21 protein-coding genes are annotated in these 24,861 nt (G+C 74.4%); 10 read left to right on the top strand and 11 right to left on the bottom strand.

Features of this window, described 5'->3' with window-relative positions:
- The 4 genes from AB0I11_RS28785 to AB0I11_RS28770 all read left to right on the top strand — a co-directional run.
- On the top strand, positions 1-1,158 hold a 1,158-nt coding region (locus AB0I11_RS28785; RefSeq protein ID WP_357327472.1), incomplete at its 5' end, for an IS110 family transposase.
- Between the two features lie 217 nt (positions 1,159-1,375).
- The gene (locus AB0I11_RS28780) at positions 1,376-2,374 is read left to right on the top strand and encodes a helix-turn-helix transcriptional regulator (protein ID WP_357327469.1); all 999 of its coding nucleotides are present in this window, start codon (positions 1,376-1,378) and stop codon (positions 2,372-2,374) included.
- An 86-nt stretch (positions 2,375-2,460) separates the two neighbouring features.
- Positions 2,461-3,225: a DUF427 domain-containing protein gene (locus AB0I11_RS28775; RefSeq protein WP_357327466.1), complete on the top strand. Its 765-nt coding sequence runs from the start codon at positions 2,461-2,463 to the stop codon at positions 3,223-3,225.
- A gap of 176 nt (positions 3,226-3,401) precedes the next feature.
- A complete protein-coding gene (locus AB0I11_RS28770) occupies positions 3,402-4,172 on the top strand; it encodes an alpha/beta fold hydrolase (protein ID WP_357327475.1) in 771 nt (256 codons plus the stop codon).
- Between the two features lie 26 nt (positions 4,173-4,198).
- Here AB0I11_RS28770 and AB0I11_RS28765 read toward each other — a convergent pair whose 3' ends face one another.
- Both AB0I11_RS28765 and AB0I11_RS28760 read right to left on the bottom strand, forming a co-directional pair.
- Positions 4,199-5,773, bottom strand: coding sequence for a Na+/H+ antiporter (locus tag AB0I11_RS28765; RefSeq protein WP_357327464.1), 1,575 nt, complete (start codon positions 5,771-5,773; stop codon positions 4,199-4,201).
- 77 nt (positions 5,774-5,850) lie between these two features.
- Complete coding sequence (locus tag AB0I11_RS28760) at positions 5,851-6,471, bottom strand: L-threonylcarbamoyladenylate synthase (protein WP_357327461.1); 621 nt, start codon at positions 6,469-6,471, stop codon at positions 5,851-5,853.
- A 109-nt stretch (positions 6,472-6,580) separates the two neighbouring features.
- On the opposite strand from AB0I11_RS28760, the gene AB0I11_RS28755 reads away from it, so the two are divergent.
- Both AB0I11_RS28755 and AB0I11_RS28750 read left to right on the top strand, forming a co-directional pair.
- Complete coding sequence (locus AB0I11_RS28755; RefSeq protein ID WP_357327458.1) at positions 6,581-6,904, top strand: hypothetical protein; 324 nt, start codon at positions 6,581-6,583, stop codon at positions 6,902-6,904.
- 104 nt (positions 6,905-7,008) lie between these two features.
- Entirely contained in the window at positions 7,009-8,145 is a 1,137-nt protein-coding gene (locus tag AB0I11_RS28750) for a glutamate--cysteine ligase (protein WP_357327455.1), read from the top strand.
- Between the two features lie 104 nt (positions 8,146-8,249).
- Here AB0I11_RS28750 and AB0I11_RS28745 read toward each other — a convergent pair whose 3' ends face one another.
- A complete protein-coding gene (locus tag AB0I11_RS28745) occupies positions 8,250-8,522 on the bottom strand; it encodes a hypothetical protein (RefSeq protein ID WP_357327451.1) in 273 nt (90 codons plus the stop codon).
- Positions 8,523-8,566: 44 nt separating this feature from the next.
- Entirely contained in the window at positions 8,567-10,351 is a 1,785-nt protein-coding gene (locus AB0I11_RS28740) for an N-acetylglutaminylglutamine amidotransferase (RefSeq protein WP_357327448.1), read from the bottom strand.
- Between the two features lie 306 nt (positions 10,352-10,657).
- Between AB0I11_RS28740 and AB0I11_RS28735 the strand changes: the two genes are divergently transcribed.
- Complete coding sequence (locus AB0I11_RS28735; RefSeq protein ID WP_357327445.1) at positions 10,658-13,651, top strand: glycosyl hydrolase; 2,994 nt, start codon at positions 10,658-10,660, stop codon at positions 13,649-13,651.
- Positions 13,652-13,733: 82 nt separating this feature from the next.
- Here the strand turns inward: AB0I11_RS28735 and AB0I11_RS28730 are convergent, their stop codons facing one another.
- From AB0I11_RS28730 to AB0I11_RS28705, 6 genes are all read right to left on the bottom strand, one after another.
- The gene (locus AB0I11_RS28730) at positions 13,734-14,114 is read right to left on the bottom strand and encodes a VOC family protein (RefSeq protein ID WP_357327442.1); all 381 of its coding nucleotides are present in this window, start codon (positions 14,112-14,114) and stop codon (positions 13,734-13,736) included.
- 56 nt (positions 14,115-14,170) lie between these two features.
- Positions 14,171-14,797, bottom strand: a complete 627-nt coding sequence (locus tag AB0I11_RS28725; RefSeq protein WP_357327439.1) for an SGNH/GDSL hydrolase family protein — start codon at positions 14,795-14,797, stop codon at positions 14,171-14,173.
- A 63-nt stretch (positions 14,798-14,860) separates the two neighbouring features.
- Complete coding sequence (locus tag AB0I11_RS28720) at positions 14,861-15,970, bottom strand: FUSC family protein (RefSeq protein ID WP_357327436.1); 1,110 nt, start codon at positions 15,968-15,970, stop codon at positions 14,861-14,863.
- Between the two features lie 35 nt (positions 15,971-16,005).
- Positions 16,006-16,383, bottom strand: a complete 378-nt coding sequence (locus AB0I11_RS28715) for a sensory rhodopsin transducer (RefSeq protein WP_357327433.1) — start codon at positions 16,381-16,383, stop codon at positions 16,006-16,008.
- Entirely contained in the window at positions 16,380-17,582 is a 1,203-nt protein-coding gene (locus tag AB0I11_RS28710) for a D-arabinono-1,4-lactone oxidase (protein ID WP_357327430.1), read from the bottom strand. Before AB0I11_RS28710 ends, AB0I11_RS28715 begins: the two co-directional genes overlap by 4 nt.
- 161 nt (positions 17,583-17,743) lie before the next feature.
- On the bottom strand, positions 17,744-18,349 hold the full coding sequence (locus tag AB0I11_RS28705; protein ID WP_357327427.1) for a GNAT family N-acetyltransferase: 606 nt from the start codon (positions 18,347-18,349) through the stop codon (positions 17,744-17,746).
- 291 nt (positions 18,350-18,640) lie between these two features.
- Between AB0I11_RS28705 and AB0I11_RS28700 the strand changes: the two genes are divergently transcribed.
- Positions 18,641-19,672, top strand: coding sequence for a nitronate monooxygenase (locus tag AB0I11_RS28700; RefSeq protein ID WP_357327425.1), 1,032 nt, complete (start codon positions 18,641-18,643; stop codon positions 19,670-19,672).
- Positions 19,673-19,812: 140 nt separating this feature from the next.
- Here the strand turns inward: AB0I11_RS28700 and rph are convergent, their stop codons facing one another.
- Positions 19,813-22,410 carry a rifamycin-inactivating phosphotransferase gene (gene rph / locus AB0I11_RS28695; RefSeq protein WP_357327422.1) on the bottom strand — a complete coding sequence of 866 codons (2,598 nt, stop codon included), beginning with the start codon at positions 22,408-22,410 and terminating at the stop codon, positions 19,813-19,815.
- A gap of 450 nt (positions 22,411-22,860) precedes the next feature.
- Between rph and AB0I11_RS28690 the strand changes: the two genes are divergently transcribed.
- Both AB0I11_RS28690 and AB0I11_RS28685 read left to right on the top strand, forming a co-directional pair.
- Positions 22,861-24,168, top strand: coding sequence for a DUF1343 domain-containing protein (locus AB0I11_RS28690; RefSeq protein ID WP_357327419.1), 1,308 nt, complete (start codon positions 22,861-22,863; stop codon positions 24,166-24,168).
- 170 nt (positions 24,169-24,338) lie between these two features.
- The gene (locus tag AB0I11_RS28685) at positions 24,339-24,788 is read left to right on the top strand and encodes a hypothetical protein (RefSeq protein WP_357327416.1); all 450 of its coding nucleotides are present in this window, start codon (positions 24,339-24,341) and stop codon (positions 24,786-24,788) included.
- Positions 24,789-24,861 lie beyond the last annotated feature (73 nt).

Genomic DNA, 24,861 nt, shown 5'->3' with positions numbered 1-24,861 from the left:
CTGCGTACCGCCCGGCTGCCGGAGGGCGTGGACGGCATGGCCCGCTTCCATGAACTGGTCGCCGGGCTCCTGCCCGACGACGCCACGCCGGCGCAGGTGCTGGTGTGTATCGAGACCGACCGCGGGCCATGGGTCCGGGCACTGATCGCGGCCGGCTACCAGGTTTATGGGGTCAACCCGAAGCAAGCCGCCCGGCATCGGGAGCTGATGTCGGTCTCGGGCGCCAAGAGCGACAAGGCCGACGCGCACGCCCTGGCCGACATGGTCCGCACCCGCCGCCACCAGCTGCGGCAGGTCGCGGCCGACTCCGACATCGCCGAGGCGGTCAAGGTCGTCGCCCGGACGCACCAGACGCTGATCTGGGAACGCACCCGGCACACCCTGCGGCTACGGGCCGCGCTACGCGAGTACTTCCCCGCCGCGCTGCACGCCTACCAGCCGCTGACGCTCACCGGCTCGGACACCCTGGAACTGCTGGCCAAGGCCCCGACACCGGCGGCCGCCGCGAAGCTGACCGTGACGCAGATCAGCGCCGCGCTCAAGCGAGCCCGCCGACGTGACATCGCGGCCAAAGCAACCGCGATCCAGCAGGCACTGCGCACCGCGCACCTGGGCCAGCCCGAGATCGTCACCGGCGCGTACGCGGCGACCGTCCGCGCCACCGTGGCGGTCCTGACCACCCTCAACGCCGAGATCCGAACCATGGAAGGCCAGGTCGAGGCCCATTTTGGCCAGCACCCGGACGCTGAGATCTACCTCAGCCAGCCCGGCATCGGCGCGATCGTCGGCGCCCGGGTGCTCGCAGAGTTCGGTGACGCTGCTGGCCGCTACACCGACGCCCGCTCCCGCAAGAACTACGCCGGCACCGCCCCCATCACCCGTCAGTCCGGCAAGACCAAGACGGTCCACGCCCGATTCATCCACAACAACCGGCTCGTCGACGCCCTGCACGTCCAAGCCGGCGCCGCGATCCTGCACGACACCGCCACGCGCGCCTATTACGACGAACTCCGCGCCCGCGACGTCAGCCACAACGCTGCCCTACGCCAGATCGGCAACCGCCTCGTCGGCATCCTCCACGGCTGCCTCAAGACCCACACCCGCTACAACCAGGCCACCGCCTGGTCACACCGAGCCACCACCCCCATCGCCGCTTGACATCTCAGCTCCTGGGGTGTCTGACCGGCGGGCGAACCGTCCACGAACCCGCACCGAAATCTTCGGATGATCTACGGCTGGTAGAACTTGCATCGGCCGCACCGCGGCCTGGGCCAGCGCAGTCCCGTCGACCACGCGGCCGCCGCGCCGGCCCGACCAGCAGCCAGCTGGGGTACGCCGGAGCAGACCTGCCCAGACCGCAGGAGTGTCGGAAGGTATGGACGCAAGCGCAGACAGCCCGTGGGCGGTGACCGGCCTCGATCCCCTCGCCGGGCGGGTGTTGGAGCACCTGGTGGCGGTGCCGTCGGCCGACGTCGCCGAGGTGGCGGCGGCGGTCGAGGTGCCGCCGGAGGAGGCGGAGCGGGCGCTGCGGCAGCTCGCGGACTCCGCGCTGGCGTTGCAGGTCGACGGCCCGGCATCGCGCTGGGCCGCCGGCCCGCCCCGGTCGTCGCTCGGCGCCCTGCTGGCCCGGCGGCGGGCCGAACTGGCCCGCGTCGAAGGGCTCGTGGAGCGGCTGTACGAGGTGTACGAGGCGGTGTCCGGGCCGCGCACCGCACACGTGGTGGAGGTGCTGGACCGCGTCGAGCAGGTGCCGGCCCGCTACGGCCAACTGCTCAAGGGGACCTCGGTCGAGGTGCTGCACCTGGCCAAGCCGCCGTACGTGACCGGGCCGCGGGCGGCCACCGGCGAGTTGGCCGTGGCGTCCGGGGTGCGGATGCGATCGGTGTACGAGACCGAGGGCTTCACCGACGCGGTGTCCCTGCGGACCGCGCTGCGCGGCACCGGCCAGGGCGGGCAACTGCGGCTGGCGTCGCGGCTGCCGGTGAAGCTGGTGGTGTTCGACGGCTCGGCGGCGCTGCTGCCGATCCGCGCCGACCGGCCCGCGGCGGGCTCGCTGGTGGTGCACTCGCCCGCGCTGGTGGCGGCGCTGGTGGCGCTCTTCGAGAGCGTGTGGGAGCGCGCCGAGCCGGTGTCACTGGTGAGCCGGCGCGACGGTCCCGCCCCGAGGGGCGCGGGGCCGGACCGGCGGACCCGGGAGATCCTGCACATGATGGCGACCGGGATGAAGGACGAGACGATCGCCCGCGCGCTCAAGGTGAGTCGCCGTACCGTGCAGAAGCACGTCAGCGACGCGGGCGCCCTGCTCGGCGCGCGGACCCGGTTCCAGATCGCGCTGCTCGCGGCCGAGCGGGGGTGGCTGCGGGAGCAGGCCTGACCCGCCGGCCGGGACCGGCGACCGGCGCGCGGGCGGATCGTTGAACCGGTGCCCGGTCCCGCCGGGTCACCACGAGGGAGGTACCGGTGCCCGACCACCCGAAGGCGATCGTGCCGGTCGACCACGTCGAGCCGGTGCCCCGCCGGGTCCGCGCGTTCGTCGGCGGCGAGCCGCTGCTGGACACCACGCGGGCCCGGTACGTCTGGGAGTGGCCGTTCTACCCGCAGTACTACGTGCCGGCCGCCGATGTGCGCCGCGACCTGCTGGTGAACGAGGGACGTACGGAGGGCACCCGGCGCGGCACGGCCCGGCTGCACGGGTTACGCGCCGCCGACACCACCCGGGCGGGCTGCGCCCGCTGGTACGGGCCGGACGCCGCACCGGACCTGGCGGACACCGTCCGGTTCGACTGGGCCGCGGCGGACGCCTGGTTCGAGGAGGACGAGGAGGTCTTCGTCCATCCGCGCAGCCCGTACGCGCGGGTGGACGCGCTGCGCTCGACCCGGCACGTGCGGGTGGAACTGGACGGGACGGTGCTGGCCGAGTCGACCTCACCGGTGCTGGTCTTCGAGACCGGGCTGCCCACCCGCTACTACCTCAACCGCACCGACCTGCGCGCCGGGCTCCTCGTCGCGTCGCAGACCCGGACCTCCTGCCCGTACAAGGGCCGCACCAGCGACTGGTGGTCGGTCCGGCTCGGCGCCACCGTCCACCCGGACCTGGCCTGGTCGTACGGGTTCCCGACGGCGGCGCTGCTGCCGATCGCCGGGCTGGTCGCGTTCTACAACGAGAAGGTCGACCTGATCGTCGACGGGGAGCAGCTGGACCGGCCCCGGACGCACTTCTCCTGACCCGGGCGCGGCGCGCCCCCCACACCGGCCCGGGCGCGCCTATGGTGAGGCGCACGCCCGTGGCCGCGGCCGCCCGGCCGACGAGGTCGCGGATCCGAGGACGGAGGACCAGCGTGACCGCCACCGATTGGACCGCCGGCGTCGCCGGCACCGGCCAGTACGCCGAGGTCAACGGCATCAACCTCTACGTCGAGGCGCACGGCGCCGGGCGACCGTTGATCCTGCTGCACGGCGGGCTCGGCTCCGGCGAGATGTTCGGCCCGGTGCTGCCGGCGCTCGCCGCCCGTCACCAGGTGATCGCCGTCGACCTGCAGGGGCACGGCCGGACCGCGGACATCGACCGGCCGCTCGACCTGGAGTTCATGGCCGACGACATCGCGGCGCTCATCGACCACCTCGGCCTGGACCGGCCGGACCTGGTCGGTTACTCGCTCGGCGGGGGCGTCGCCCTGCGCACGGCCCTGCGGCACCCCGGCAGGATCGGGCGGCTGGTCGCCGCCTCGACGCACATCCGCTCCGACGCGATCTATGCGGAGATGCGGGCGCAGCAGGGCCAGGTGACCGGGGCCGCCGCGGAGTTCATGAAGGACACCCCGATGTACCAGCTCTACCAGCGGGTGGCGCCCCGCCCGGAGGACTTCCCCCGGCTGCTCGACAAGATCGGCGAGCTGATGGCGAAGGACTTCGACCTCACCGACGAGGTACGCGGCCTCCAGGTGCCCACGATGATCGTCGCCGGTGACGCGGACATGGCGCCGCCGAGCCATTACGTCGAGGTGTTCAAGCTGCTGGACGGTGGTCTGCGCGACGGCGGCTGGATGGGTGAGGGCCGGCCGAAGGGCGGGCACGCGCTGGCGATCCTGCCCGGGCTGACCCACTACAGCATCTTCAGCTCGCCGCTGTTCGCCGCCGTCGTCCTCGACTTCCTCGACGACCGGTCGAACTGACCGCGACCCGGTCGGTGCGGCACCGCTCAGTCCTCGACCTCCGGGCCGAGCAGCCGGATCTCCTCGATGTCGATGGCCGCCTGGAGCTGCCGGAGCACCGCGTCGTCGATCTGGTTGCTGTCCCGTAGCCGGGTGACCTCCCGCCGCTTGCGGTCCAGCGCCGCCAGCCGCAGCTGCCGGGCGGTCTCCCGCTCCTGCTCGTCCTGCTCGCCGCGGGTGGCGCGGACGTCCGCCAGGTGGTCCTGGTAGTCGGCGCGGAGCCGGTCGACCGCGTCCGCCGAGGCGCCGACGTCGACGGCGACCTGCGGCAGCGCCTCCAGGGCGGCCTCGGTGGCCCGGATCCGGGCCAGCCGCACCTCGTCGTCGCGTTCCCGGTCCCCCATCAGCCGGGCCCAGCGGACCACCGCCGGCAGGGTGGTGCCCTGCACCAGCATGATCAGGACGATCACCACGACCGTGATGAAGATGATCAGGTCCCGCTCGTCCACCGGCCCGCCGTCGTGCGTGGTCGCCGGGACGGCGAACGCGGCGGCCAGGGAGACCGCGCCGCGGAAGCCGGCCCAGCCGGTGGCCGTACGGACCCGACCGCTGAAGCGGCGGCCCTGCCGGGACTCCCGCCGGTCGATGCTCTGCAACGCGGCGACCGACAGGTGCACCCAGGCCATCCGGACCGCCACCACGACCAGGACGATCAGCACCGCGATGCCGAGCGACTCGGTCGGCGAGTGGCTGGTGATGCTGCGCAACGAGCGGGGCACCTGCATGCCGAGCAGCACGAAGAGACTGCCGTTGATCATGAAGGTGGAGAGGTCCCAGAAGGCGTAGGCGGTCACCCGGGAGCGGGCCCGGATCACCCGGGGCCCGGCGTAGGAGAGCAGCAGGCCGGCGACGACCACCGCGAGGACGCCGCTGGCGTGCACCGCGTCGGCCAGCAGGAAGGCGACGAACGGGGTGAGGATGCTCAGCCCGCCCTCGCGCAGCGGGTCGTCGACGTGCCGGCGGATCTGCACGACCACCCCGCCGACGAGCAGCCCGGCCGCGATGCCGGCGGCCGCCTTGCCGACGAACTGCCCGCCCAGGGCCAGCGCCCCCGGGGCGGCCCCGCCGATGATCACCCCGACGGTCACCGAGAAGAGCACCAGCGCCGTACCGTCGTTGATCAGGCTCTCCGCGCGCAGCGTGGTGAGGATGCCGCGGGGCATCCGCTTGGCCAGGCCGGCGACGGCGGCGGCGTCGGTCGGCGCGAGGACCGCGCCCAGTACCCAGGCCGGCGCGGAGGCGACGCCGAGCGCCTGCGCGACGTACGCGACGGCGACCGTCGTGATGATCACCAGGGCGACCGCGAGCATGGCGATGACCGCGAGGTTGGCCCGGATCTCGCGCAGGCTCACGACCAGGCTCTCCCGGTAGAGGATGGCCGGGAGGAACAGGACCAGCACCAGCTCGGGCGGGAGCGTGACGTTGTCGAACGGCGGCAGCAGGCCGAGCAGGGCGCCCATGGCGATCAGCAGCACGGGCGGGGCCACGCTGTACCGGCCGCCGAGGGTGGTGCCGACGAGCACGGTCGCGCCCAGCACCGTGATCAGCACGAGTGCTTCCACCGCGTACCCCCGTCGCCCGCCGCCCGGCTTCACGGTGCCGCACCGGGTCGGGCCGGCGAGGCGGAACGCGCGAATCGCTACTCGAACCGGCTGGTGTCCCCGGCGCCGCGACGCAGGATCTCCGGCTCGGGACCGGAGAGGTCGACCACCGTGGTCGGCTCCAGGCCGCAGTCGCCGGCGTCGAGCACGGCGTCGAGCTGGTGGTCGAGCCGTTCCTTGATCTCCCAGCCCTGGGTCATCGGCTCCTCCTCGCCGGGGAGCAGCAGGGTGCTGGAGAGCAGCGGCTCGCCCAGCTCGGCGAGCAACGCCTGGGTGACGGTGTGCTTGGGCACCCGCACCCCGACGACGCGCCGGCGCGGGTCCTGCAACCGGCGGGGCACCTCGGCCGTGGCCGGCAGGATGAACGTGTAGCTGCCCGGGATGCAGGCCTTGACCAGCCGGAAGACCGAGTTGTTGACCTTGACGAACTGGCCGAGCTGGGCGAAGTCCGCGCAGACCAGGGTGAACGGGTGCCGGTCGTCGAGCTTGCGCAGGTCGCGGATCCGCTCCACGCCCGCCCGGTTGCCGAGCCGGCAGCCGAACGCGTAGCAGGAGTCCGTCGGGTAGGCGATCAGGCCGTCGTCGCGCAACAGGTCGACGACCTGCCGGAGCACCCGGGGCTGCGGGTTGTCCGGGTGCAGGTCGTAGTACCTCGCCACGTCGTCAGCCTATGCCCGACCGGCTGATCGGCAAAAAGTCGCCGCGATCAGGTTTGCCGCGCCCGCGGACCGGAAAAGGTGGGGGCCGCTCGAAGAGGGGGGACCACTGATGTCCGAAGCCAGCACAGACCGCGCCGACCGGCCGGCCGAGGTGACCGACCCGCTGCTGTGGAGCCTGGCCGCCGCGGTGGCCGACGCCCACCAGCCCGACGAGGAGCGGATCTGCGTCAGCCCGAGCTGCGTCGGGGCGAGCTGGCCCTGCGCCGCGTGGAACAGCGCCCAGGAAGGGCTGCGGGCCGCCCGGACACCCCGGGCCGCCGGCCCGGCGACGACCGCCGGCGCGCGCCGCGACGACCCGCTCACCGGGTGGTCCACCGTGCCGGCGCCGGCGCCCGCGTCGGAGCAGCAGCTCGCCACCGCCACCGCCGCCTGAGCCGGATCCGAGCGGCGGACCACGCCGGTGGTCCGCCGCCGTCGACCCGGCGCGGCCAGGGGAAACGGCCCACGGCTGGCAGGTGCCGGCCGTACCGTCGAGGTATGGCCGTGCGGGGATCCCGACCTTCCGTCACATCCGTCCCCGCGGTCCTCACCGTGGGCGTCGAGGAGGAGTTCCTGCTGCTCGACCCGGTGACCGGGGAGAGCCTTCCGGTCGCCGACCGGGTGCTCGCCGCGCTCTCCGGGCACAGCCGGCGGCAGAGCCGGCAGGAGTTCCGGCACAGCATGGTGGAGATGGTCACGCCGGTCTGCACCGACCTGGCGCGGCTGCGCGCGGAGCTGCTGGCGTTGCGCCGCGCGGCGGCCGGGGCGGCCGACGCGGCCGGGGCGCGGCTGGTCGCGGTCGCCGCCACCCCGGTCTGCGAGCCGCACCGCACCGTGCCGGACAAGGACCGGTACCGGGCCATGTCGCGCCGGTACGGTCCGGTGGCGCACGACCCGGCGGTCTGCGGCTGCCACGTGCACGTCGGCGTGCCCGACCGCGAGCTGGCCGTCCAGGTCTGCAACCGGCTACGGCCCTGGCTGCCGGTGGTGCAGGCGCTCAGCACCAACTCCCCGCTGCACGACGGGCACGACACCGGGCACGCGAGCTGGCGCTCCATGCAGTTCGACCGGTGGCCGAGCGTCGGGCCGAGCCCCTACTTCGCCGACGCCGCCGACTACGACCGCACCGTCGCGGACCTGATCGCCGCGGGCGTCATGCTCGACGCCGCGATGGTCTACTGGTACGCCCGTCCGTCGACCGCGTACCCGACGGTGGAGGTGCGGGTGGGCGACGTCTGCCCCACCGTGGACGACACGGTGCTGGTGGCGGCGATGATCCGGGCCCTGGTCGCCACCCTCGTCGACGAGGTCCACGCCGGCCGACCGGCCCCCCGGATCCGCAACTGCCTGCTGGCCGCCGCGCACTGGCGGGCCGCGCACGACGGGGTGGACGGTGAGCTGATCGACCTGACCCGCGGGGGCACCCGGCCCGCCTGGGAGCTGGTCGAGGAGCTGTACGCGGCGGTGACCCCGGCGCTGGTCCGGCACGGTGACCTGGAGATCGTGCGCGGCCAGCTCGACCGGCTGCGCCGCGAGGGCACCGGGGCGACCCGCCAGCGGCGGACCATGGCCGCCAGCGGCGGCGACGTGCGGGCGGTGCTGGACCGGCTGGCCGCGGACACCATCCGGGGCTGACCCGGGCGGACCGCGCTGGACCGGGTGGCCGCCGACACCGTCCGCGGCTGACCCGGGCGGGCCGCGCTGGACCGGCTGCCGGCACCGTCCGTCCGCTGCGCCGGTCAGACCGGCGGGATGCCGGAGCGGCCGAGGTCGGCCATGTCCGGCTCGTCGCGCCGGGGCACCTCGGCCGAGGCGGGCGCGTGCGGCGGGTGGGTCGCCTCGGTCAGGTCCTCCACGGCGGCCCCGCCCAGCTCACGCATCATGTCCGCGACCACCCCGAGCACGGCGGACTTGTCGCCGAACTGCCGGCCCTGGGCGAGGAGTTGGCCGTCGTCGGTCAGGACGGCGAACGCGTACCGGCCGTCGGCCGGGCTGTCGATGACGAACTTCACCGGGTGCCCTTACCCCGGCGCGGGCCCGCCACGCCACCGGCCGGTCAGCCGATCCGGTGGGTTTGCAACCACAGCTCCAGCAGTCCCAACTGCCAGAGCTTGTTGCTCCCGGCGGCGGCCTGCGCCCGGTCCGGGTCGGCCAGCAGCGCCTCGACGTACGCCCGGCGGAACAGGCCCCGGTCCCGCGCGGCCGGCGCGGCCAGTGCCTCGGTGACCAGGTCCCGCACCGGCCCGTCGACGTTGCGCAGGGCGGGCACCGGGAAGTAGCCCTTGGGCCGGTCGACCACCTCGGCGGGCAGCACCGTGCGGGCCACCCGCTTGAGCACGCCCTTGCCGCCCTCGGCGGTCTTGTGCCCGGGCGGGCAGGCCGCCGCGAGCGCGACCAGGTCCTGGTCGAGGAAGGGGGTACGCACCTCCAGCCCCCAGGCCATGCTCATGCTGTCGACCCGCTTGACCGGGTCGTCGGGGAGCATGAGGTGGGTGTCCAGGCGCAGCACGGCGTCGAGCGCGGTGTCGGCGCCGGGCGCCGCCAGGTGCGCCTCGACCAACTCCTGGCTGGCGTCCCGCGGGCAGCCGTACGCCGGGTCGACGACCTCGGCCATCTCGGCGTGCTCCCGGTCGAAGAAGGCGCCGGCGAACGCCTCGGCCACCTCGTGGCGGGGCACGTCGGCCAGCGGCTGGTGGTAGCCGTAGCCGGCGAAGACCTCGTCCGCGCCCTGCCCGGACTGGGCGACCTTGACGTGCCGGGCCACCTGCTCGGAGAGCAGATGGAAGGCGACGACGTCGTGGCTGCCCATCGGCTCGGTCATCGCCGCCACGGCCCGGCGCACCGCCGGGATCAGGTCCTCGTCGCCGAGCTGGATGCGGTGGTGGTCGGTGTCGAAGGTGGCGGCCACCAGGTCGGAGTAGTGGAACTCGTCGCCGGCCTCGCCGTCGCGGCCGCTGAAGCCGATGCTGAAGGTCTGCAGGTGGTGCTGCCCGGCCTCGGCGAGCAGCGCCACGATCATGCTGGAGTCCAGGCCGCCGGAGAGGAGCACCCCGACGGGTACGTCGGCGACGAGACGCCGCCGGACGGCGGTGCGCAACGCGTCGCCGATCGCCTCCTGCCAGTCGCCCGCGTCCAGGTCGGTCCGGGCCGGGTCCCGGACGTAGTCGGGACGCCAGTAGACCCGCTCCCGGCTGCGCCCGTCGGCGTCCACCACGCGCAGGGTGGCCGGCGGCAGCTTGCGGATCCCGCGCAGGATCGTGCGGGGCGCGGGCACGATCGAGTGCCAGGACAGGTAGTGGTGCAGCGCCACCGGGTCGATGTCGGTGTCCACGTCACCGGCCCGCAGCAGCGCCGGCAGGGTGGAGGCGAAGCGCAGCCGGCCGGGTCGCTCCGCCAGGTAGAGGGGTTTGATGCCGAGCCGGTCGCGGGCCAGCACGAGCTGCCCCCGGCGGTGGTCCACGAGGGCGATGGCGAACATCCCGACCAGGTGCTCGACGAACCGCTCCCCCCACTGGGCGTACGCGACCAGGATGACCTCGGTGTCGCCGGTGGAGCGGAACCGGTGCCCGGCGGCGGCCAGTTCGGCCCGCAGCTGCGGGTAGTTGTAGACGCAGCCGTTGAAGACCAGGCTCAGCCCGAGGTCCTCGCGGGTCATCGGCTGCGCCGCCGCGTCGGACAGGTCGATGACGGTCAGCCGCCGGTGACCCAGCGTCACCCAGCCCGCGCGGTGCAGGCCCTCGCCGTCGGGGCCGCGCGGGCGCAGGGCCGCGCTCATCCGGGTGACGGCGTCCGCGTCCGGCTCGGCGCCGTCGAACCGGGCTTCCCCGCTGATCCCGCACACGGTCAGCCGGGCCGGGACGTGCGACGAGCGCGGACCATCACACCACCACCCCTGTCTGGCGACCCGCCGGTCGGCACGCCGGCGCCCGGGACTACCCGGTGACTGCCGGTGAAAACGCTCGAAGCCGCTGCTCAGCGGGGGTGGGGTCGGTGCGGGACGGGCCACCGGGGGTGGCCCCCCGGGCGGCGGCGGAGGGGCCGCCGGGGCAACAAACCATTGACGATGACGAAACCCGAATCTAACGTCGCTGTGCAAGAGAGCGCTCTCACGGCCGCCACCCCGATTCCTCCACGTAAGGGGACTCCCATGACACTCCCCCTCCGGGGCCGCTCCCCCGGCGCCCCGGCGCACCCGCCACGTCGCATCCCCCGCACCCGCCGCGCCCTGGCCCTGGCCACCGCGTCGGTGCTGGCCGCCGGCCTGCTCGGCGCCGTCCTGGCCCGCGGCGGCACCGCCGCGGCCGGCACCGTCGGCGCGGGCAGCTACACCGAGACGCTGCCGGCCGGCGCCGCCCTGCCCACCGGCTGCGGCGCCCTCAGCACCAACCCCCGGCTCTTCGTGACCCCCGACGCGCCCGCGGGCGCGATCCCCACCAACGACTGGTGGACATCGCTGCTGTGGAAGCGCAACAACTGCGCCACCAGCGAGAACCTGCACGCCCACCCGCTGGCGTACCGGGCGGAGACCAACGGGCTGGGGCTGTCGTACACCACCACGGCGGCGGTCAGCGGCACCGCGACCGGAGTCGGCGAGTACCACTACCCGTACCGGGAGGACCTGCGGGTCGGCGTCGCCGGGCTCGCCGCCCCGGTCGTGAAGGCCGCCGACTGGACGGACTGGACGGTCACCGCCGACTGGAGCGACGGCACCCGCGGCATGCGGGCCACCATCGGCCACGGCCTGCCGTTCAGCTACTACCGGATCAGCGGCGGCGCCGCGCAGCTCACCGCCGCGGCCGCCCCGACCGTCTGGTCGAACAGCGGCGCCACGATCGGCTTCACCGTCAACGGCCACGACTACGTCGGCTACGCCCCGAGCGGCGCGACCTGGACCGTCGCCGGGGCGGTGATCAGCTCGACCCTGGGCGGCAAGGGTTACTTCTCCGTCGCGGTGCTGCCCGGCGGGGCGGACCGGGCCGCGCTGGCCGCCGAGTACGGCCGCTACGCCCACGCGCACGTCACCGGCACCCGGATGAGCTACGCGTACGACCCCGCCGCCGGCACCGTGCGTACCACGTACGCCTTCACCACCACCCCGCGCGAGGGCACCGAGACCCGGACCGTGACGGCGCTCTATCCGCACCAGTGGCGCAACCTGACCGGCGCCACCCCGATCACCCCCACGTACGTCTCGCCGCGCGGCGCGATGCGGGTGCTCACCGGTGTCTCGTCGTTCACCACCAGCATGCGCTACACCGGGGTGCTGCCGGAGGTGCCGGCCGTCGGCGACGCCAGCGGCGCCGACCTGGCCACCGTCACCGGGTACCTCGACGCCGAACTGGCCAACCCGGAGGGCGTCGGCGGCACCGACACCTACTGGGCGGGCAAGGGACTGGGCCGGGCCGCCCGGATCGCCGAGATCGCCGACCAGCTCGGCCGCACCGGGGTGCGCGACGCCGCCATCAACGCCATGAAGGCCCGGCTGACCAACTGGCTCACCGCCGGAACCGGCGAGAGCGGCCAGCTCTTCTACTACGACCGCAACTGGGGCACGCTGATCGGCTATCCCGCCTCGTACTCCTCCGACACCGACCTCAACGACCACCACTTCCACTACGGCTACTTCGTCGCCGCCGCCGCGACGGTCGCCAAGTTCGACCCGACCTGGGCCGACGCCACCCGCTACGGCGGCATGGTCGACCTGCTGATCCGCGACGCGAACAACTACGACCGCACCGACAGCCGCTTCCCCTACCTGCGCGACTTCGACATCTACGCCGGCCACGACTGGGCCTCCGGGCTGGCCCCGTTCGGCGCCGGCAACAACCAGGAGTCCTCCTCGGAGGGGATGAACTTCGCCAACGCCCTGATCCAGTGGGGCCAGGCGACCGGGAACCGGGCCGTCCGCGACGCCGGCATCCACCTCTGGACCACCCAGTCCGCGGCGATCGCCGAGTACTGGTTCGACGTGCGGGACCAGAACTTCCCGGCCGCCTTCGGCCACCGCGCCGTCGGCATGGTCTGGGGCGACGGGGCCGCGTACGCCACCTGGTTCTCCGCCGCCCCCGAGATGATCCAGGGCATCAACCTGCTGCCGGTCACCGGCGGTCACCTCTACCTGGGCGACGACCCCGCCTACGTGCTGACCAACTACGCCGAGCTGGTCACCAACAAGGGCGGCCCACCGACGGTGTGGCAGGACATCCTCTGGGAGTTCCTGGCCCTCGGCGACGGCGACCGGGCGTTGCAGAACCTCCGGGCCAGCGGCGGTTTCACCAGCGAGGAGGGCGAAAGCCGGGCGCACACCTTCCACTGGATCCGCAACCTGGCCGCGCTGGGCACCGTGGACACCTCGGTGACCGCCGACCACCCGCTGGCGAAGGTGTTCCGCAAGAGCGGCGCCCGCACGTACGTGGCGTCCAACATCACCGCCCAGCCGCTGACGGTGACCTTCTCCGACGGCACCCGGCTCGCCGTGCCGGCCGGCCGGACCGCCACCTCCGGGGCGCTGACCTGGAGCGGCGGCAACGCCACCGGCGGGAAGGTCGTCCCCACCACCCCGTCGAGCACGCCCACCAGCTCGCCGTCGCCCACCCCGACCGGCCCGAGCCCGTCGCCCAGCAGCCCCAGCCCGTCGCCGACCGGCCCGAGCCCGAGCCCTTCGACGCCCCTGGCACCGACCCGCTACCTGCTCTCCGGCGGGGCGCTCGGCGCCGCCGCCGGGGCCGCCGGAACGGTGTCGGTGGCCGCGGCCAACGGCAACCACGACGGCACGCCCAGCAACCCCCAGGTGTTCACCGACACCGGGCTGACCGGCCGGTACACCGGCGGGGCCAGCCGCTTCGACCTGTTCCTGGACGCCGGCACGACGGTGGGCAACGGCACCCAGCTACGGGTCTCCTACGACCTGACCGGGGACGGCACCACCGACCGGGTGGAGACGTACCGCTACTTCGCCACCGACCCGCTCGTCGGCTGGGAGCACTACACCGAGAGCCAGGGCCTGCGCTCGGCCACCGGCACCCTCGGCAACCTGGTCAACGGCACGGTCCGGGTCGAGGTCTGGAACGCGATCGGCACGACCGGGACCAGCCTCGGGGTCGGCAACCGCTCGACGCTGATCCTGCCGTACACCGGCTGACCGGGGCGTCCCCGGCCGCGGTCACCGCGGCCGGGGCGCCCGCCGGCGGTCAGTCCCAGCGACGCGCGGTGGCCGCCGGCGGTCAGTCCCAGCGACGCGCGGTGGCCGCGAACAGCTCCGGGTCGCTGGCCACCGGGATGACGCAGAGCAGGTGCCCGCCCGGGGCCCGCAGCACGTGACAGTCCAGCCAGCGGGAGACCGGGGTGGCGCCGAGCCGGCGCAGCCGGGCCACCTCGGCGGCGACGTCGTCGGTCTCGATGTCCAGGTGGTAGCGGGGGGCGTCATCCACCGCCTGCACCGCGACGACCAGCCCCGGCACCACGTCACGCAGGCCGGTGAACTGGGGTTCGGCCGGGTCGACCTCGGTGGGCGCGCCGAACGCCGCGGACCAGAAGTCGGCGGCCGGGGCGGCGGCGTCGTGCGGCGCGTCGACGATCAGCGCGTACAGCCGGGACCGGTGCATCCGCCGAGCCTAGCCGCGGCCGGGGGATCCCGCCGGAGGCGGGCCGGACGAGCAGCTCAGGCGGTCGGGGTGACCGCGCCCAGCCAGGCCTGGGCGATCAGCGCATGGCCGAACGGGGTGGGGTGCACCCCGTCGCGGGTCCACACCCGATCGTCCACGTCGGCCGCCTGGAACAGCGCGTCGACGGCGACCAGCGTCGCGTCGAACTCGGCGGCGAGCCGGCGCACCACCTCGACCTTCGGGTCGAGGTCCGCCCGCCAGCCGCGCTGCGCGTCGTCGCGCGGGACCAGGAACGGCTCGACGAGGACCAGCCGGGCGCCGGTCCGCCGGGTCGCCTCGAGGATGTGCCGGTAGTCCCGGGCGAAGTCGGCGGCGCTGGTCGGGTCGTCGTGGGTGTACCGCCGCCAGGTGTCGTTGACGCCGATCAGCACCGACACCACCTGCGGGGCCAGGGCCAGGCAGTCGGTCTCCCAGCGGGCCCGCAGGTCGCGGACCCGGTCGCCGCTGACCCCCCGGTTGCGGAAGCTGACCCGGTGCCCGGGGTGGCGGGCGGTGAACCAGGCGGCGGCCATCATGGCGTACCCGGTGCCGAGATCGTCGCCACAGGACCGGTCCCGCCCCGCGTCGGTGATGCTGTCCCCGATGAAGAGCACCCGGCCGCCCTGCGGCACCGCCACCGTCATCGGCCCGTCCCCTCCCCCTCGACGCCGCTGACGTGATCATGCCGCACCCGCCGGGGCGGCGGTTCACGCCCCCACGGTCGCGGCCCGCCGGACCAGCCGCCGGGCCTCCGCACGCGGCACGCCGGTGGCCCGGAGCAGGTCGTTGGCGGCGGTACGCAACTGCGACACGACGATGGTGCCGGAGAAGCCCAGGTCCTGCCGGCACGCCGCACCCGCCTCGCGAACCGCGCCGAGCACCCGGTCCCGGGCCGCCAGCGGCTCGCGGGCGTCGAGGAACGCCTCCTGCAGCAACCGGACCGCCTCGCCGAACTGCGCCACCGCGGCCGGCAGGTCGGCCGGCACCCGTTCCCCGTCGCGCAGGGTGGTGCCGATCCGGCGGACCAGCGCCCGGCAGTTGCGGAACGCCCGGTTCATGTGGTCCACGCCGCGCCGGTATCCGGCCAGCCGGCGCCGGCGCCGCCAGCGGACCGGGGAGAACCGGACCACCTCCTCGGCGGCGCTGAGCGCCTCACCGAGCCGGTTCAACTCCGGCTGAGCGGCGCGCATCCGGTCCAGCACCTCCTCGGCGGCCCGGGCGTCGCCGCGCGCCAGGGCCCGCGCGGCGGCACCCATCTCCCCGGCGAACAGGTCCAGGGCCGGGCCCGCCACCCGGCGGACCGTGCGCAGCGGGTTGAGCGGGGCCAGGACGAGCACCACGAGCAGGCCGACCACCCCGCCGACCAGCGCGTTCACCGTCCGGGGCAGCTCCAGGTCCGGCGCGGAGGGGGTGAGCGTGGCGACCAGCACGGCCGTACCGCCGGCCTGGGTCACCAGCGCGCCCGGGCCCCGGACCAGCACCGCGGCCGCGACCGCCAGGAAGACGATCACGCCGGTTTGCCAGGGCCCGGTGCCGACCGCGACGATCAACAGGTCGCCCACGGTGATGCCGAGGACCACCCCGACGACGAGCTCGGCGGTGCGCCGGGCCCGGCTGCCGAGCGAGGCGGCGATGACACCGACCGCCGCGGCCGGCGCGAACGTCGGCTCGGGGTTGCCGAAGAGGTGGGCGGCGACCACCCAGGCCAGGGCGGCGGCCAACCCAGCCTGAACGGCCACGATGAGGTACGTCCGCAGCCGCCGGTAGGTGTCCCGCCCGGCCCCGCGTACCCGCTCGCCCACGGTGCCTGCCCGCATGGGCGCGGGTACCCGCGCCCGCGCGCGGTCGAACCTCAGGTCGGGTAGGCCATGCCGCCGGTCAACGCCACCATCCCCGGCAGCCGGGTGTCCTGGCGCAGGAACTGCACCACCACCGGCACCGGGGAGCGCAGCACGCAGCCGTACGGCCGGTCCAGCCGTACCGCCTCGGGGTCCACGAGGTCGTTGATCCGCACGTGCCGGACCCGCCGCGCGCCGACCCGCAGCCGGTACGGGCCCACCGGCTCGTCGTCCTCGTAGTAGACGTCGAGGCGCAGCTCGGCGTCCCGGTCGGTGGCGTTGAGCACGCAGAGCTGGTCGAAGCCGGTGAACGCGGGCTCCGGGCCGTGCGCCGGGAAGGGCACGTGCCCGCCGGGCAGCACCCAGACGTGCGCGCCGAGGTCCTGGCTCACCGCTCCTCCAGCAGCCGCGCCAGGTCCGGGGTGAGGAACACCCCGTCCGGGTCGAGGCGCCGCCGGACGGCCTGGAAGTCGTCCCAGCGGGGATAGAGCGGGCGCAGCTCGCGGCCGGTGAGCCAGTGCTTCTTGCCCCAGTGCGGCCGACCCCCGTACTGCCGGAAGACCGCCTCCATGTCCCGGAAGTACTCCTCGTAGGGCAGCGAGGTGTTCTGCAGGCAGGCGATGGTGGTGGTGGACCGGCCGTAGGCGTTGCTGAGCCAGATGTCGTCCGGGGCGATGGTGCGCACCAGCACCCGCCAGCCGACGATCCGGCGGTGCCGCTCCCGCACCCGGCGGCGGACCTCGGCGAAGCAGGCCGGGAACGCCTCCGACGGCAGCATGTACTCGATCTCCTCGAAGCGCAGTTCCCGCCGCCGGGGAATGGTGCGGTGGGTCGGCCCCACCCGGTTCTCCCGGGGCCGGCCGTCCGGCGCCCGGCCGGCCGGCCAGTTCCGCCGGTCCGCGACGGCGTCGACCCGGTTCAGCACCCGGATCTGGGTCTGGTCGCTGCGCGGATACCAGTAGAAGTCCATGTTGCGGTTGGTGTGCTGGAGTTCGGCCAGGTGGTCGAGGGTCCAGTCGAGGTCCGCGCACCACGACCGCCGGTGCAGGTCGTAGCGGGGTTGCACGTCGAGGGTCATCCGGGTGACCACGCCGAGGGCGCCGAGGGAGAGCCGGGCGGCCGGCAACAGCTCCGGGTTGCGGTCCGCGGCGATCTCCACCACCTCCCCGGTCCCGGTGACCAGGCGTACGGCGGTGACCTGGGTGCTCAGGCTGCCGAAGCCGATCCCGGTGCCGTGGGTGCCGGTGGCGGTCGCCCCGGCGATCGACTGGTAGTCGACGTCGCCGAGGTTGTCCATGGCCAGGCCGGCGTCGTAGAGCCCTTCGCCCAACGCCTTGAGCTTGGTGCCGGCCCAGGCGGTGGCGCGCCCGTCCTCGCAGACCACGCCGGTGAGCCGGTCGAGGCTGACCAGGATGCCGTCGGTGCGTACCAGCGGGCTGGACGAGTGGCCCGAGCCGACCGGCCGGATCGTCATCCCGCTCTCCCGGGCCCGGCGCACCAGTGCCCGCACCGCGTCCTCGTCGGCGGGCTCGGCGTACTCGGCGGGCGTGAAGGAGAGACTGCCGGACCAGTTCACGAACGAGCGTGCCACCCGCGCACCCCCTCTTCCGGCGCCGCCGTCCGGCCCGGTTACCCGCCGCCGCGGCGGGTAACCGCCGGGTCCCGGCCGGTGCCGTTCTGGTGGGGTGTGCGGTGCGGGTGCGGTGCGGTGCGGGAGAGTGGCCGCGGCCCGGGAGGCCCGGGCCGGCCGGGTCACGCCGGGCCGGTGCCACCGCCCGGGCCGCCGGTCCGCGCCGGCACGCTGCGGGTCACCACCCAACGGTGCTTGCCGACCTTGCGGTCCCGGGTGAAGCCGAGCCGCTCGTAGGTCGACAACGCCCCGTGGAAGAGGAACCCGGCCGGCACCGACCCGGCTTCCTCGGGATATCCCTCCACGGTCCCCCCGCCCAGCTCGGCGATCAGGTCCAGCGCGCCGGCGAGCGCGGCACCGGCCACCCCTTGACGTCGATGCCCCTTGCCGACGTAACAGCAGGCGATCCGCCAGTCGGGCGGGGTGGTCAGGCCCTTCTCGTAGGCGGCGCGGCTCTTGATCCGCGGCAGCTCCGCCGGGCTGCCGAACTGGCACCAGCCCAGGCAGGTGTCGCCGTCGAAGACCAGGGCCGCGTGCGTGGTGCCGGCCCGCACCCGGGCCAGCTTGCGGTCGCGGTTCAGCTCCGCCGTGGTCCCCTTGCCGACGCCCTCCGGGTGGAATCCCATGCACCAGCAGCCGCCGAACACCCCGTTGTTCCGCTCGACCAGAGCGGCGAAGGCCGGCCAGGTGGATTCGTCGAGGGAGCGGACCCGGTAGCTGGACGCCATGCCCGGCAACCTAGTTCCGGCCGACGATGATCGCCAGGCCCGCCCGGGCAGCGGACGCGCCATCGGCTCTGCCGCGGACCTCGCTGCTCACCCCCCACTGCTGGCGCGTGCTCGCCCCGGCGCGACCCCGCCGGCCGCGGTGCCGGCCGGCCCCATCCGCACCGTCGATCGCGCGGCGCGGCCGGCGCCGACAATCGGCGGTCGGCGGTCGGCGCGACGGTCCGGCAGGCCGGCAGGCCGGCCGGACCGGTCGGTGGGGCGCGGCGGACGGCGGGCGGGCAGACTGGTGCGGTGGACGGGACACGCGACCTGCTCGGGGTGGAACTGCCGGTGGTGGCGGCGCCGATGGCCGGCGGACCGACGACCACCGGGCTGGTCGCCGCGGTCGGCTCCGCCGGCGCGTTCGGGTTCCTGGCCGCCGGCTACCGGGCGCCGGAGGCGGTCGCGGCGGAGATCGCGGCGGCCCGGGCCACCGGCCACCCGTTCGGCGTGAACGTCTTCGTGCCCACGCCGGTGCCGGTCGCCGAGGCGCGGTTCCGCCGGTACGCGGCCCGGATCGCCGCCGAGGGCGCGCCCTACGGGCTGGACCTCGCGGCCGCGTCCCGCACCGAGGACGACGACCACTGGGCCGCGAAGGTGGAGCTGCTGGTCCGCGACCCGGTGCCGGTGGTCAGCTTCACCTTCGGCCTGCCCTCCCCGGCCGTCCTGAGGCAGCTGCGCCGGGCCGGCAGCCGGGTGCTGGTCACGGTCACCGACCCGGCGGAGGCCGCCGCCGCCGCGGAGCTGGGCGTGGACGGGCTGGTCGCGCAGAGCGGGCTGGCCGGCGGTCACCTCGGCACCTTCACCCCGGCGGAGCCGCCCCCGCTGCGCCCGCTGCCCGAGCTGGTCGGCCTGGTCGCGGCCCGGACCGGGCTGCCCGTGCTGGGCGCCGGCGGGGTCGGCGGCGCGGCGGACGTGCGGGCCGCGCTCGCCGCCGGCGCGACCGGCGTCCTGGTCGGCACGCTGCTGCTACGCGCCGCCGAGAGCGGCACCACCCGCACCCACCGCGACGCGCTGGCCGACCCCGGCCGGGACCGGACGGTGGTCACCCGGGCCTTCACCGGGCGGCCGGCCCGCGCCCTGCGCAACGGCTTCATCGAGCGGTACGAGGCGGACGCCCCGCTGGGCTACCCGGCGGTGCACCACCTGACCCGGCCGCTGCGCGCGGCGGCCGCCCGGGCCGGCGACGCCGACCGCCTGCACCTCTGGGCCGGCACCGGCTGGCGGTCCGCCCGGGCGGCCCCGGCAGCCGAGATCATCGCGGAGCTGACCCGGAGCCGCTGACCGGCGGCCGGACCGGCTGGGGATTCCGCACGCCCGGGTGCCGCGACCGCACGGTCGAGGTCCCGCACCGGTGAGCTGTGGCTCCGCCGGCCCGGGTGCCGCGCAGCACCGGGACACCCGCGGGCCGACGGGAGGATCCGTCAGGACAGCAGCTCGACCCAACCGTCGGTGCCGTGCACCCGGATCCGCTGCCCGTCCCGGATCCGGGCGGTGGCGTGCGGGACCGCGACGACGGCCGGCAGGCCGTACTCCCGGGCGATGACCGCGCCGTGCGTCATGAGCCCGCCCACCTCCGTCACCAGCCCCGCGACCGCGACGAACAGCGGTGACCAGCTCGGGTCGGTGTAGGCGGTCACCAGGATGTCCCCGGGTTCCAGGTCGGCGTCGGCCATGCCCCGCACAACCCGGGCCCGCCCCTCGACGGTGCCGGCGGAGACCGGGATGCCGACCAGCGCACCCGGCGGCACGTCGTCGCGCCGGTACGCCCCGTCGAGGCCCTCACCGTCGGAGGTGAGCACCCGGGGCGGGGTGAGCGACTGGTACGACCGGAACTCGTCCTTGCGCCGCCGGATGAGTTGATCGTCGACCCGGTGCGTCCGCACGGCCTCGTGGAGCTCCTGGAAGGTGAGGTAGAAGCAGTCCTCCCGGTCGCGGAGCACACCGGCGCGCACGAGCTGCTCGGCCTCCTCCAGCAGGGCCTGCTTGTAGAGGAAGTAGCGGCTGACGATGGCGTACTTGGGGTACTCCCGGTAGCCGACGAAGGTCCGCACCCGGTCGATCATCCGCCTGGTCTCCTCGGCCTTGGCCTCCCCGTCGGGCAGGGCGCGCAGCCGGGCCAGGATCTCCCGTTCCTTCTCCGCGGCCGCCTCGCGCCCCTGCGCGAAGCGTCGCCGGCTGGCGCCGGGCGCGAAGTTGCGGACGTTGTCCAGGATCGCCGGCAGCAGCGTGCTCGGGCGTTCGCTCCAGCGCGGCCGGGTGATGTCGATCTCGCCGGCGCACCGCATGCCGTACCGGTCGAGGTAGGCCCGGATGGCGTCCCGCGCCTCCTGCCCGCCGGGAAGCTTGGCCAGCTCGTCGAGGAAGTCGTCGTCCTCGACGTCCCGCAGGAAGGCCACCACCTCGGGATACGGACGGACGACGTCGGCAACGTCGAGCAGCGCGAGCCCCATCTCCGAGGTGATGTTGTGGGGCGCGGAGAGCGTGAGCGTGTCGGCGGCGTTCTTCTCACCCAGCCACTCCCACAGCTGGTCGTTGAGCCACCAGGTGGCCTCCATTCCCGCCCCGATCGCCTGCATGCTCAGGGGATCGCGCAGGTCCCGCTTGTGTTGCTCGAAGGCCGCCAGGAGGAAGTCGAACCGGGCCGGTCCGGCGGTGGCCCGCAGGTCGCGTGCCAGGGTGGCGACGGCCGCCTCGCCGCGGGCGATCAGCTCGGTGACGATGGCCGGATCGGTCTCGATGGTCGCGGGCGGGCCGCCGACCGGCGGCCCGGCCGGCGCCTGGTCCGGCAGCGGCGGGAGGAAGTCGCCGCGGCCGAGGACGGTCTCCAGCGCGTCCCTGGTCAACGGCTCGGACCTGTCGACCAGCGCGAGCAGGCTCTCCCGCCGCGACGGTGTGCTCAGGTGCGGGGTGGCGTCGACGAACAACCGCCCGCCGGCGGCGTGCATCGGGGCGAGCGCGGTCAGCTGCCACATGGACAGCCCCAACGGCTTCATGGCGTCGGTCATCATCTGCTGATGGCCGACGGAGAGGTAGACGTGGTTCTCCCGGTCGGCGCGCTCGGGGACCGGGAACAGTGTCGTGATGGGCCGGCTCTGGACGACGTGGACGTCGCCGTCGACCAGGCACCATTCGAGGTCCTGCGGCTGGCCGAAGTGCGCCTCGATCCGCCGACCCAGCTCCACCAGGCGCAGGACCTGCGCATCCGTCAGCGCCGGCTGGTCCTGCCGCGCCGGGTCGATGGCGTGCTCCGCCGTCCCACCGCCGGGCCGGGCCCGGCTGGCGAGCCGCTTGGCGGCGATCGTCCGGTCCACGATCATCCCGTCGCGCACCCGGTAGGCATCCGGGTTGACCCGCCCGGAGACCAGCGCCTCGCCAAGGCCGGGGGCCGCCTCGACGGTGGCCAGCCGCCGGTTGGAGGTGGTGGGGTCGGCCGTGAACAGCACCCCGGACACCTGGGGGGCGAGCATCTCCTGGATGACCACCGCCATCGCGACGGTCCGGTGGTCGATGCCGTTGCGCTGGCGGTAGGCCACCGCCCGCTCGGTGAACAGGGCGGCCCAGCACCGGCTGACGTGCGCCAGGATCGCCGGCGGCCCGACGACGTTCAGGTAGGTGTCGTGCTGGCCGGCGAAGGAGGCCGCGGGCAGGTCCTCCGCTGTGGCGCTGGAGCGGACGGCGTAGCCGGCCCGCTCGCCGAGCCGGGCCACGGCCCCGGTGATCGAGGCCGCGACCGCGCCCGGGACGGGCGTCTCCTCGATGCTGCGGCGGATCTCCGCGCTGAGCGTGCCGATCCCCTCCCGGTCGCCGGATTCCAGCCGGGACAGCGCCCGGAGCCGGTCGTCGATCCCCAGCACCTCGGTCATCATCCGGCGGAAGGCCGCGGTGGTCACGCAGAAGCCGGGCGGCACCGCGACGCCGTCGATCCGCGACAGCGCCCCCAGGTTCGCGCCCTTGCCGCCCACGACGGCGACGTGCTCCGCGCCGATCTCGGGGAAGTCCAACACGTACTGCTCGATCACTGCGATTCCTCCGGGTAGGGCGTACCGCGCGGCGCGGCGACCGCGGGATCACCGGGGTAGAGCGGTCCCGTCGAACCCCATCTTTTCGTCCGCGCCGCGGCCAGACCGACGATTCTGCGGCAGGACCGGGGTCTTGCGGCAAGCCCACCGGTGCGATATATGTTCAAGTGGGCAGGGAGCGCGATCTCCCTGTCGTTGTCGTTTCCGGTCCTGCTCGCGGCCGCCTTGCCGGCCAGCGCCCGGATGCCCGCCGGCGCCCGTCGCCGCGCCTCCGTCGGGTGGACCACGGTCGACCGCGCCCCCTGTTCCGACGGTGATCCCGCGCTGACCCGGACCCGTTCGGCCGCCGCCGGCCGCGCTGTAGCTAAGCTTCTTGACGCCTCATTGATATGTAGCTAAGTTTCAGCCACGTCCCGACGGCCACGGCCTGACCTGGTAGGAGGCAACCCCATGCAGCGTAGGAACTTCCTCGCCGGCGCGGTGGGCACCGGAGCGCTCGGCGCCGGCGCGGGCGCGTTCGGGGTCGGCGCGGCCCTGACGCCCGCGGCGGCCAGCCCGGGTGTGCGCCGGGTCCGGACCGGTCTGGACCGGCTGGTGGCCTCCGACTTCGCGGTGCTCGCCGGCCAGCGGGTCGGCGTCGTGTCGAACCCGACCGGCGTCGACGGGGCCTACCGCCACCTCGTCGACCTGATGCACGGCTCGGGCCAGGTCCGGCTGGCCGCGGCGTTCGGCCCGGAGCACGGCTTCCGCGGCTCGGCCCAGGCCGGCGGCAGCGAGGGCACCGGCGTCGACGCGCGCACCGGCATCCCGGTCTACGACGCGTACGGCGCCTCCCAGGCCCGCTGGGAAAGCATGTTCACCGAGGCGGGCGTGGACACCGTCGTCTTCGACATCCAGGACGTCGGCGTCCGCTTCTACACCTACATCTGGACCATGTACACCTCGATGGTCGCCGCGGCCCGGGTCGGCCTCCGGTACGTGGTGCTGGACCGCCCGAACCCGATCGGCGGCCGGGCGTACGGGCCGATGATGACCGCCCCGTACACCTCCGGGGTGGGCCTCAAGGAGATCGTGCAGCAGCACGGCATGACCGTCGGGGAGCTGGCCCGCTTCTTCAACGGCACGTTCCTGCCGGCCGACGCCGGGCGACCGGTCGACCTGCAGGTGGTGGGCTGCGAGCACTGGAAGCGGGACCGCCTCGCCGCCGACACCGACGTGCCGTGGGTGATGCCCAGCCCGAACATGCCCACCCCGGACACCGCCCTGGTCTACCCCGGCACCGGCCTCTTCGAGGGCGTCGCGTCGATCACCGAGGGCCGGGGCACCTGCCGCCCGTTCGAGCTGATCGGCGGGCTGGCCACCGACTTCGACCACCACTGGGGCGACCGCCTCAACGCCCGCGACCTGCCCGGCGTCGAGTTCCGCGAGGCGTACTTCTCGCCGACCTCGGCCGGGCAGAAGCCGCAGCTGTTGAACAAGCTCTGTGCCGGCGTCGAGGTCAAGGTGGTCGACCGGGCGGCCTACGACCCGATCCGCACCGCGGTGGCGATGCTCGTGGAGGCGCGCAGATATCCGGCGTTCGCCTGGCGCAGCGACTCCTGGGACCCGGTTCGCCCGTACTGGATCGACAAGCTCACCGGGTCGCCGCGGCTGCGCACCCAGATCGACGCCGGGGCCGACGTGGACGACGTGGTCGGCGCCTGGGCCGACGAGCTGGCCGCGTTCACCGCGCAGCGCAAGCCCTACCTGCTCTACTGAGCGCCGCCGGTCGGCAGCCGTGACGCCCGGCCGGTTGAGCCGGCTCCCCGAACGGCCGGTCCCGCGATGTGATCAGGAATCGAGAAGCCGCCGGCGTTGCCGGCCGCCTAGCCTTTCCCCAGGTGATCGGCGGGAGCGCCGAACCGTCAACGGCGAAAGGCAGACCGAGCATGTCCGCAGCGAAGTCCACGAACGGGTCCGACGGCTTCAGCCCCGAGGAGCGGGCCGCGATGAAGGAGCGCGCCGCCGAGCTGCGCGCCGAGGGCAAGAAGGGCGACAAGAAGGCCGACGAGCTGCAGGCGCTGCTGGACGGGATCGCGAAGATGGCGCCGGAGGACCGGGTGCTCGCCGAGCGGGTGCACGTCACGGTGACCGCCAACGCCCCGCAGCTGTCGCCGAAGACCTGGTACGGGATGCCCGCGTACGCGAACGCGGCCGGCAAGATCGTCCTCTTCTTCCAGAACTCGGGCAAGTTCAACTACCGGTACTCGACGCTGGGCTTCCAGGACGCGGCCAACCTCGACGACGGCGACCTGTGGCCGGTGGCGTACGCGCTGCGGCAGTGGAGCCCGGAGGTGGAGAAGCGGGTCGCCGAGCTGGTGCGGGCCGCGGTCGCCTGACCGGGTTAGTGGCCGGGGCCGGAGATGAGCGCCAGTCCGGTCTGCGGGTCGACCCGCTTGGCCAGCTCGGGGC

Origin of the sequence: Micromonospora sp. NPDC050495 (assembly GCF_040655175.1) — a bacterium.
Taxonomy (GTDB): domain Bacteria; phylum Actinomycetota; class Actinomycetes; order Mycobacteriales; family Micromonosporaceae; genus Micromonospora.
The sequence above is the reverse complement of the archived record's forward strand: the minus strand, read 5'-3'. Positions and strand labels throughout refer to the sequence as shown.

What these genes read in the sequence shown, in the direction of transcription:
- AB0I11_RS28685 (WP_357327416.1), top strand. Translation starts at nt 24,339, where the DNA reads ATGTCCGCAGCGAAGTCCACGAACGGGTCCGACGGCTTCAGCCCCGAG.
- AB0I11_RS28730 (WP_357327442.1), bottom strand. Translation starts at nt 14,114, where the DNA reads ATGCACCGGTCCCGGCTGTACGCGCTGATCGTCGACGCGCCGCACGAC.
- AB0I11_RS28705 (WP_357327427.1), bottom strand. Translation starts at nt 18,349, where the DNA reads ATGGCGTCCAGCTACCGGGTCCGCTCCCTCGACGAATCCACCTGGCCG.
- AB0I11_RS28780 (WP_357327469.1), top strand. Translation starts at nt 1,376, where the DNA reads ATGGACGCAAGCGCAGACAGCCCGTGGGCGGTGACCGGCCTCGATCCC.
- AB0I11_RS28725 (WP_357327439.1), bottom strand. Translation starts at nt 14,797, where the DNA reads ATGACGGTGGCGGTGCCGCAGGGCGGCCGGGTGCTCTTCATCGGGGAC.
- AB0I11_RS28690 (WP_357327419.1), top strand. Translation starts at nt 22,861, where the DNA reads ATGCAGCGTAGGAACTTCCTCGCCGGCGCGGTGGGCACCGGAGCGCTC.
- AB0I11_RS28735 (WP_357327445.1), top strand. Translation starts at nt 10,658, where the DNA reads ATGACACTCCCCCTCCGGGGCCGCTCCCCCGGCGCCCCGGCGCACCCG.
- AB0I11_RS28720 (WP_357327436.1), bottom strand. Translation starts at nt 15,970, where the DNA reads ATGCGGGCAGGCACCGTGGGCGAGCGGGTACGCGGGGCCGGGCGGGAC.
- AB0I11_RS28750 (WP_357327455.1), top strand. Translation starts at nt 7,009, where the DNA reads ATGGCCGTGCGGGGATCCCGACCTTCCGTCACATCCGTCCCCGCGGTC.
- AB0I11_RS28755 (WP_357327458.1), top strand. Translation starts at nt 6,581, where the DNA reads ATGTCCGAAGCCAGCACAGACCGCGCCGACCGGCCGGCCGAGGTGACC.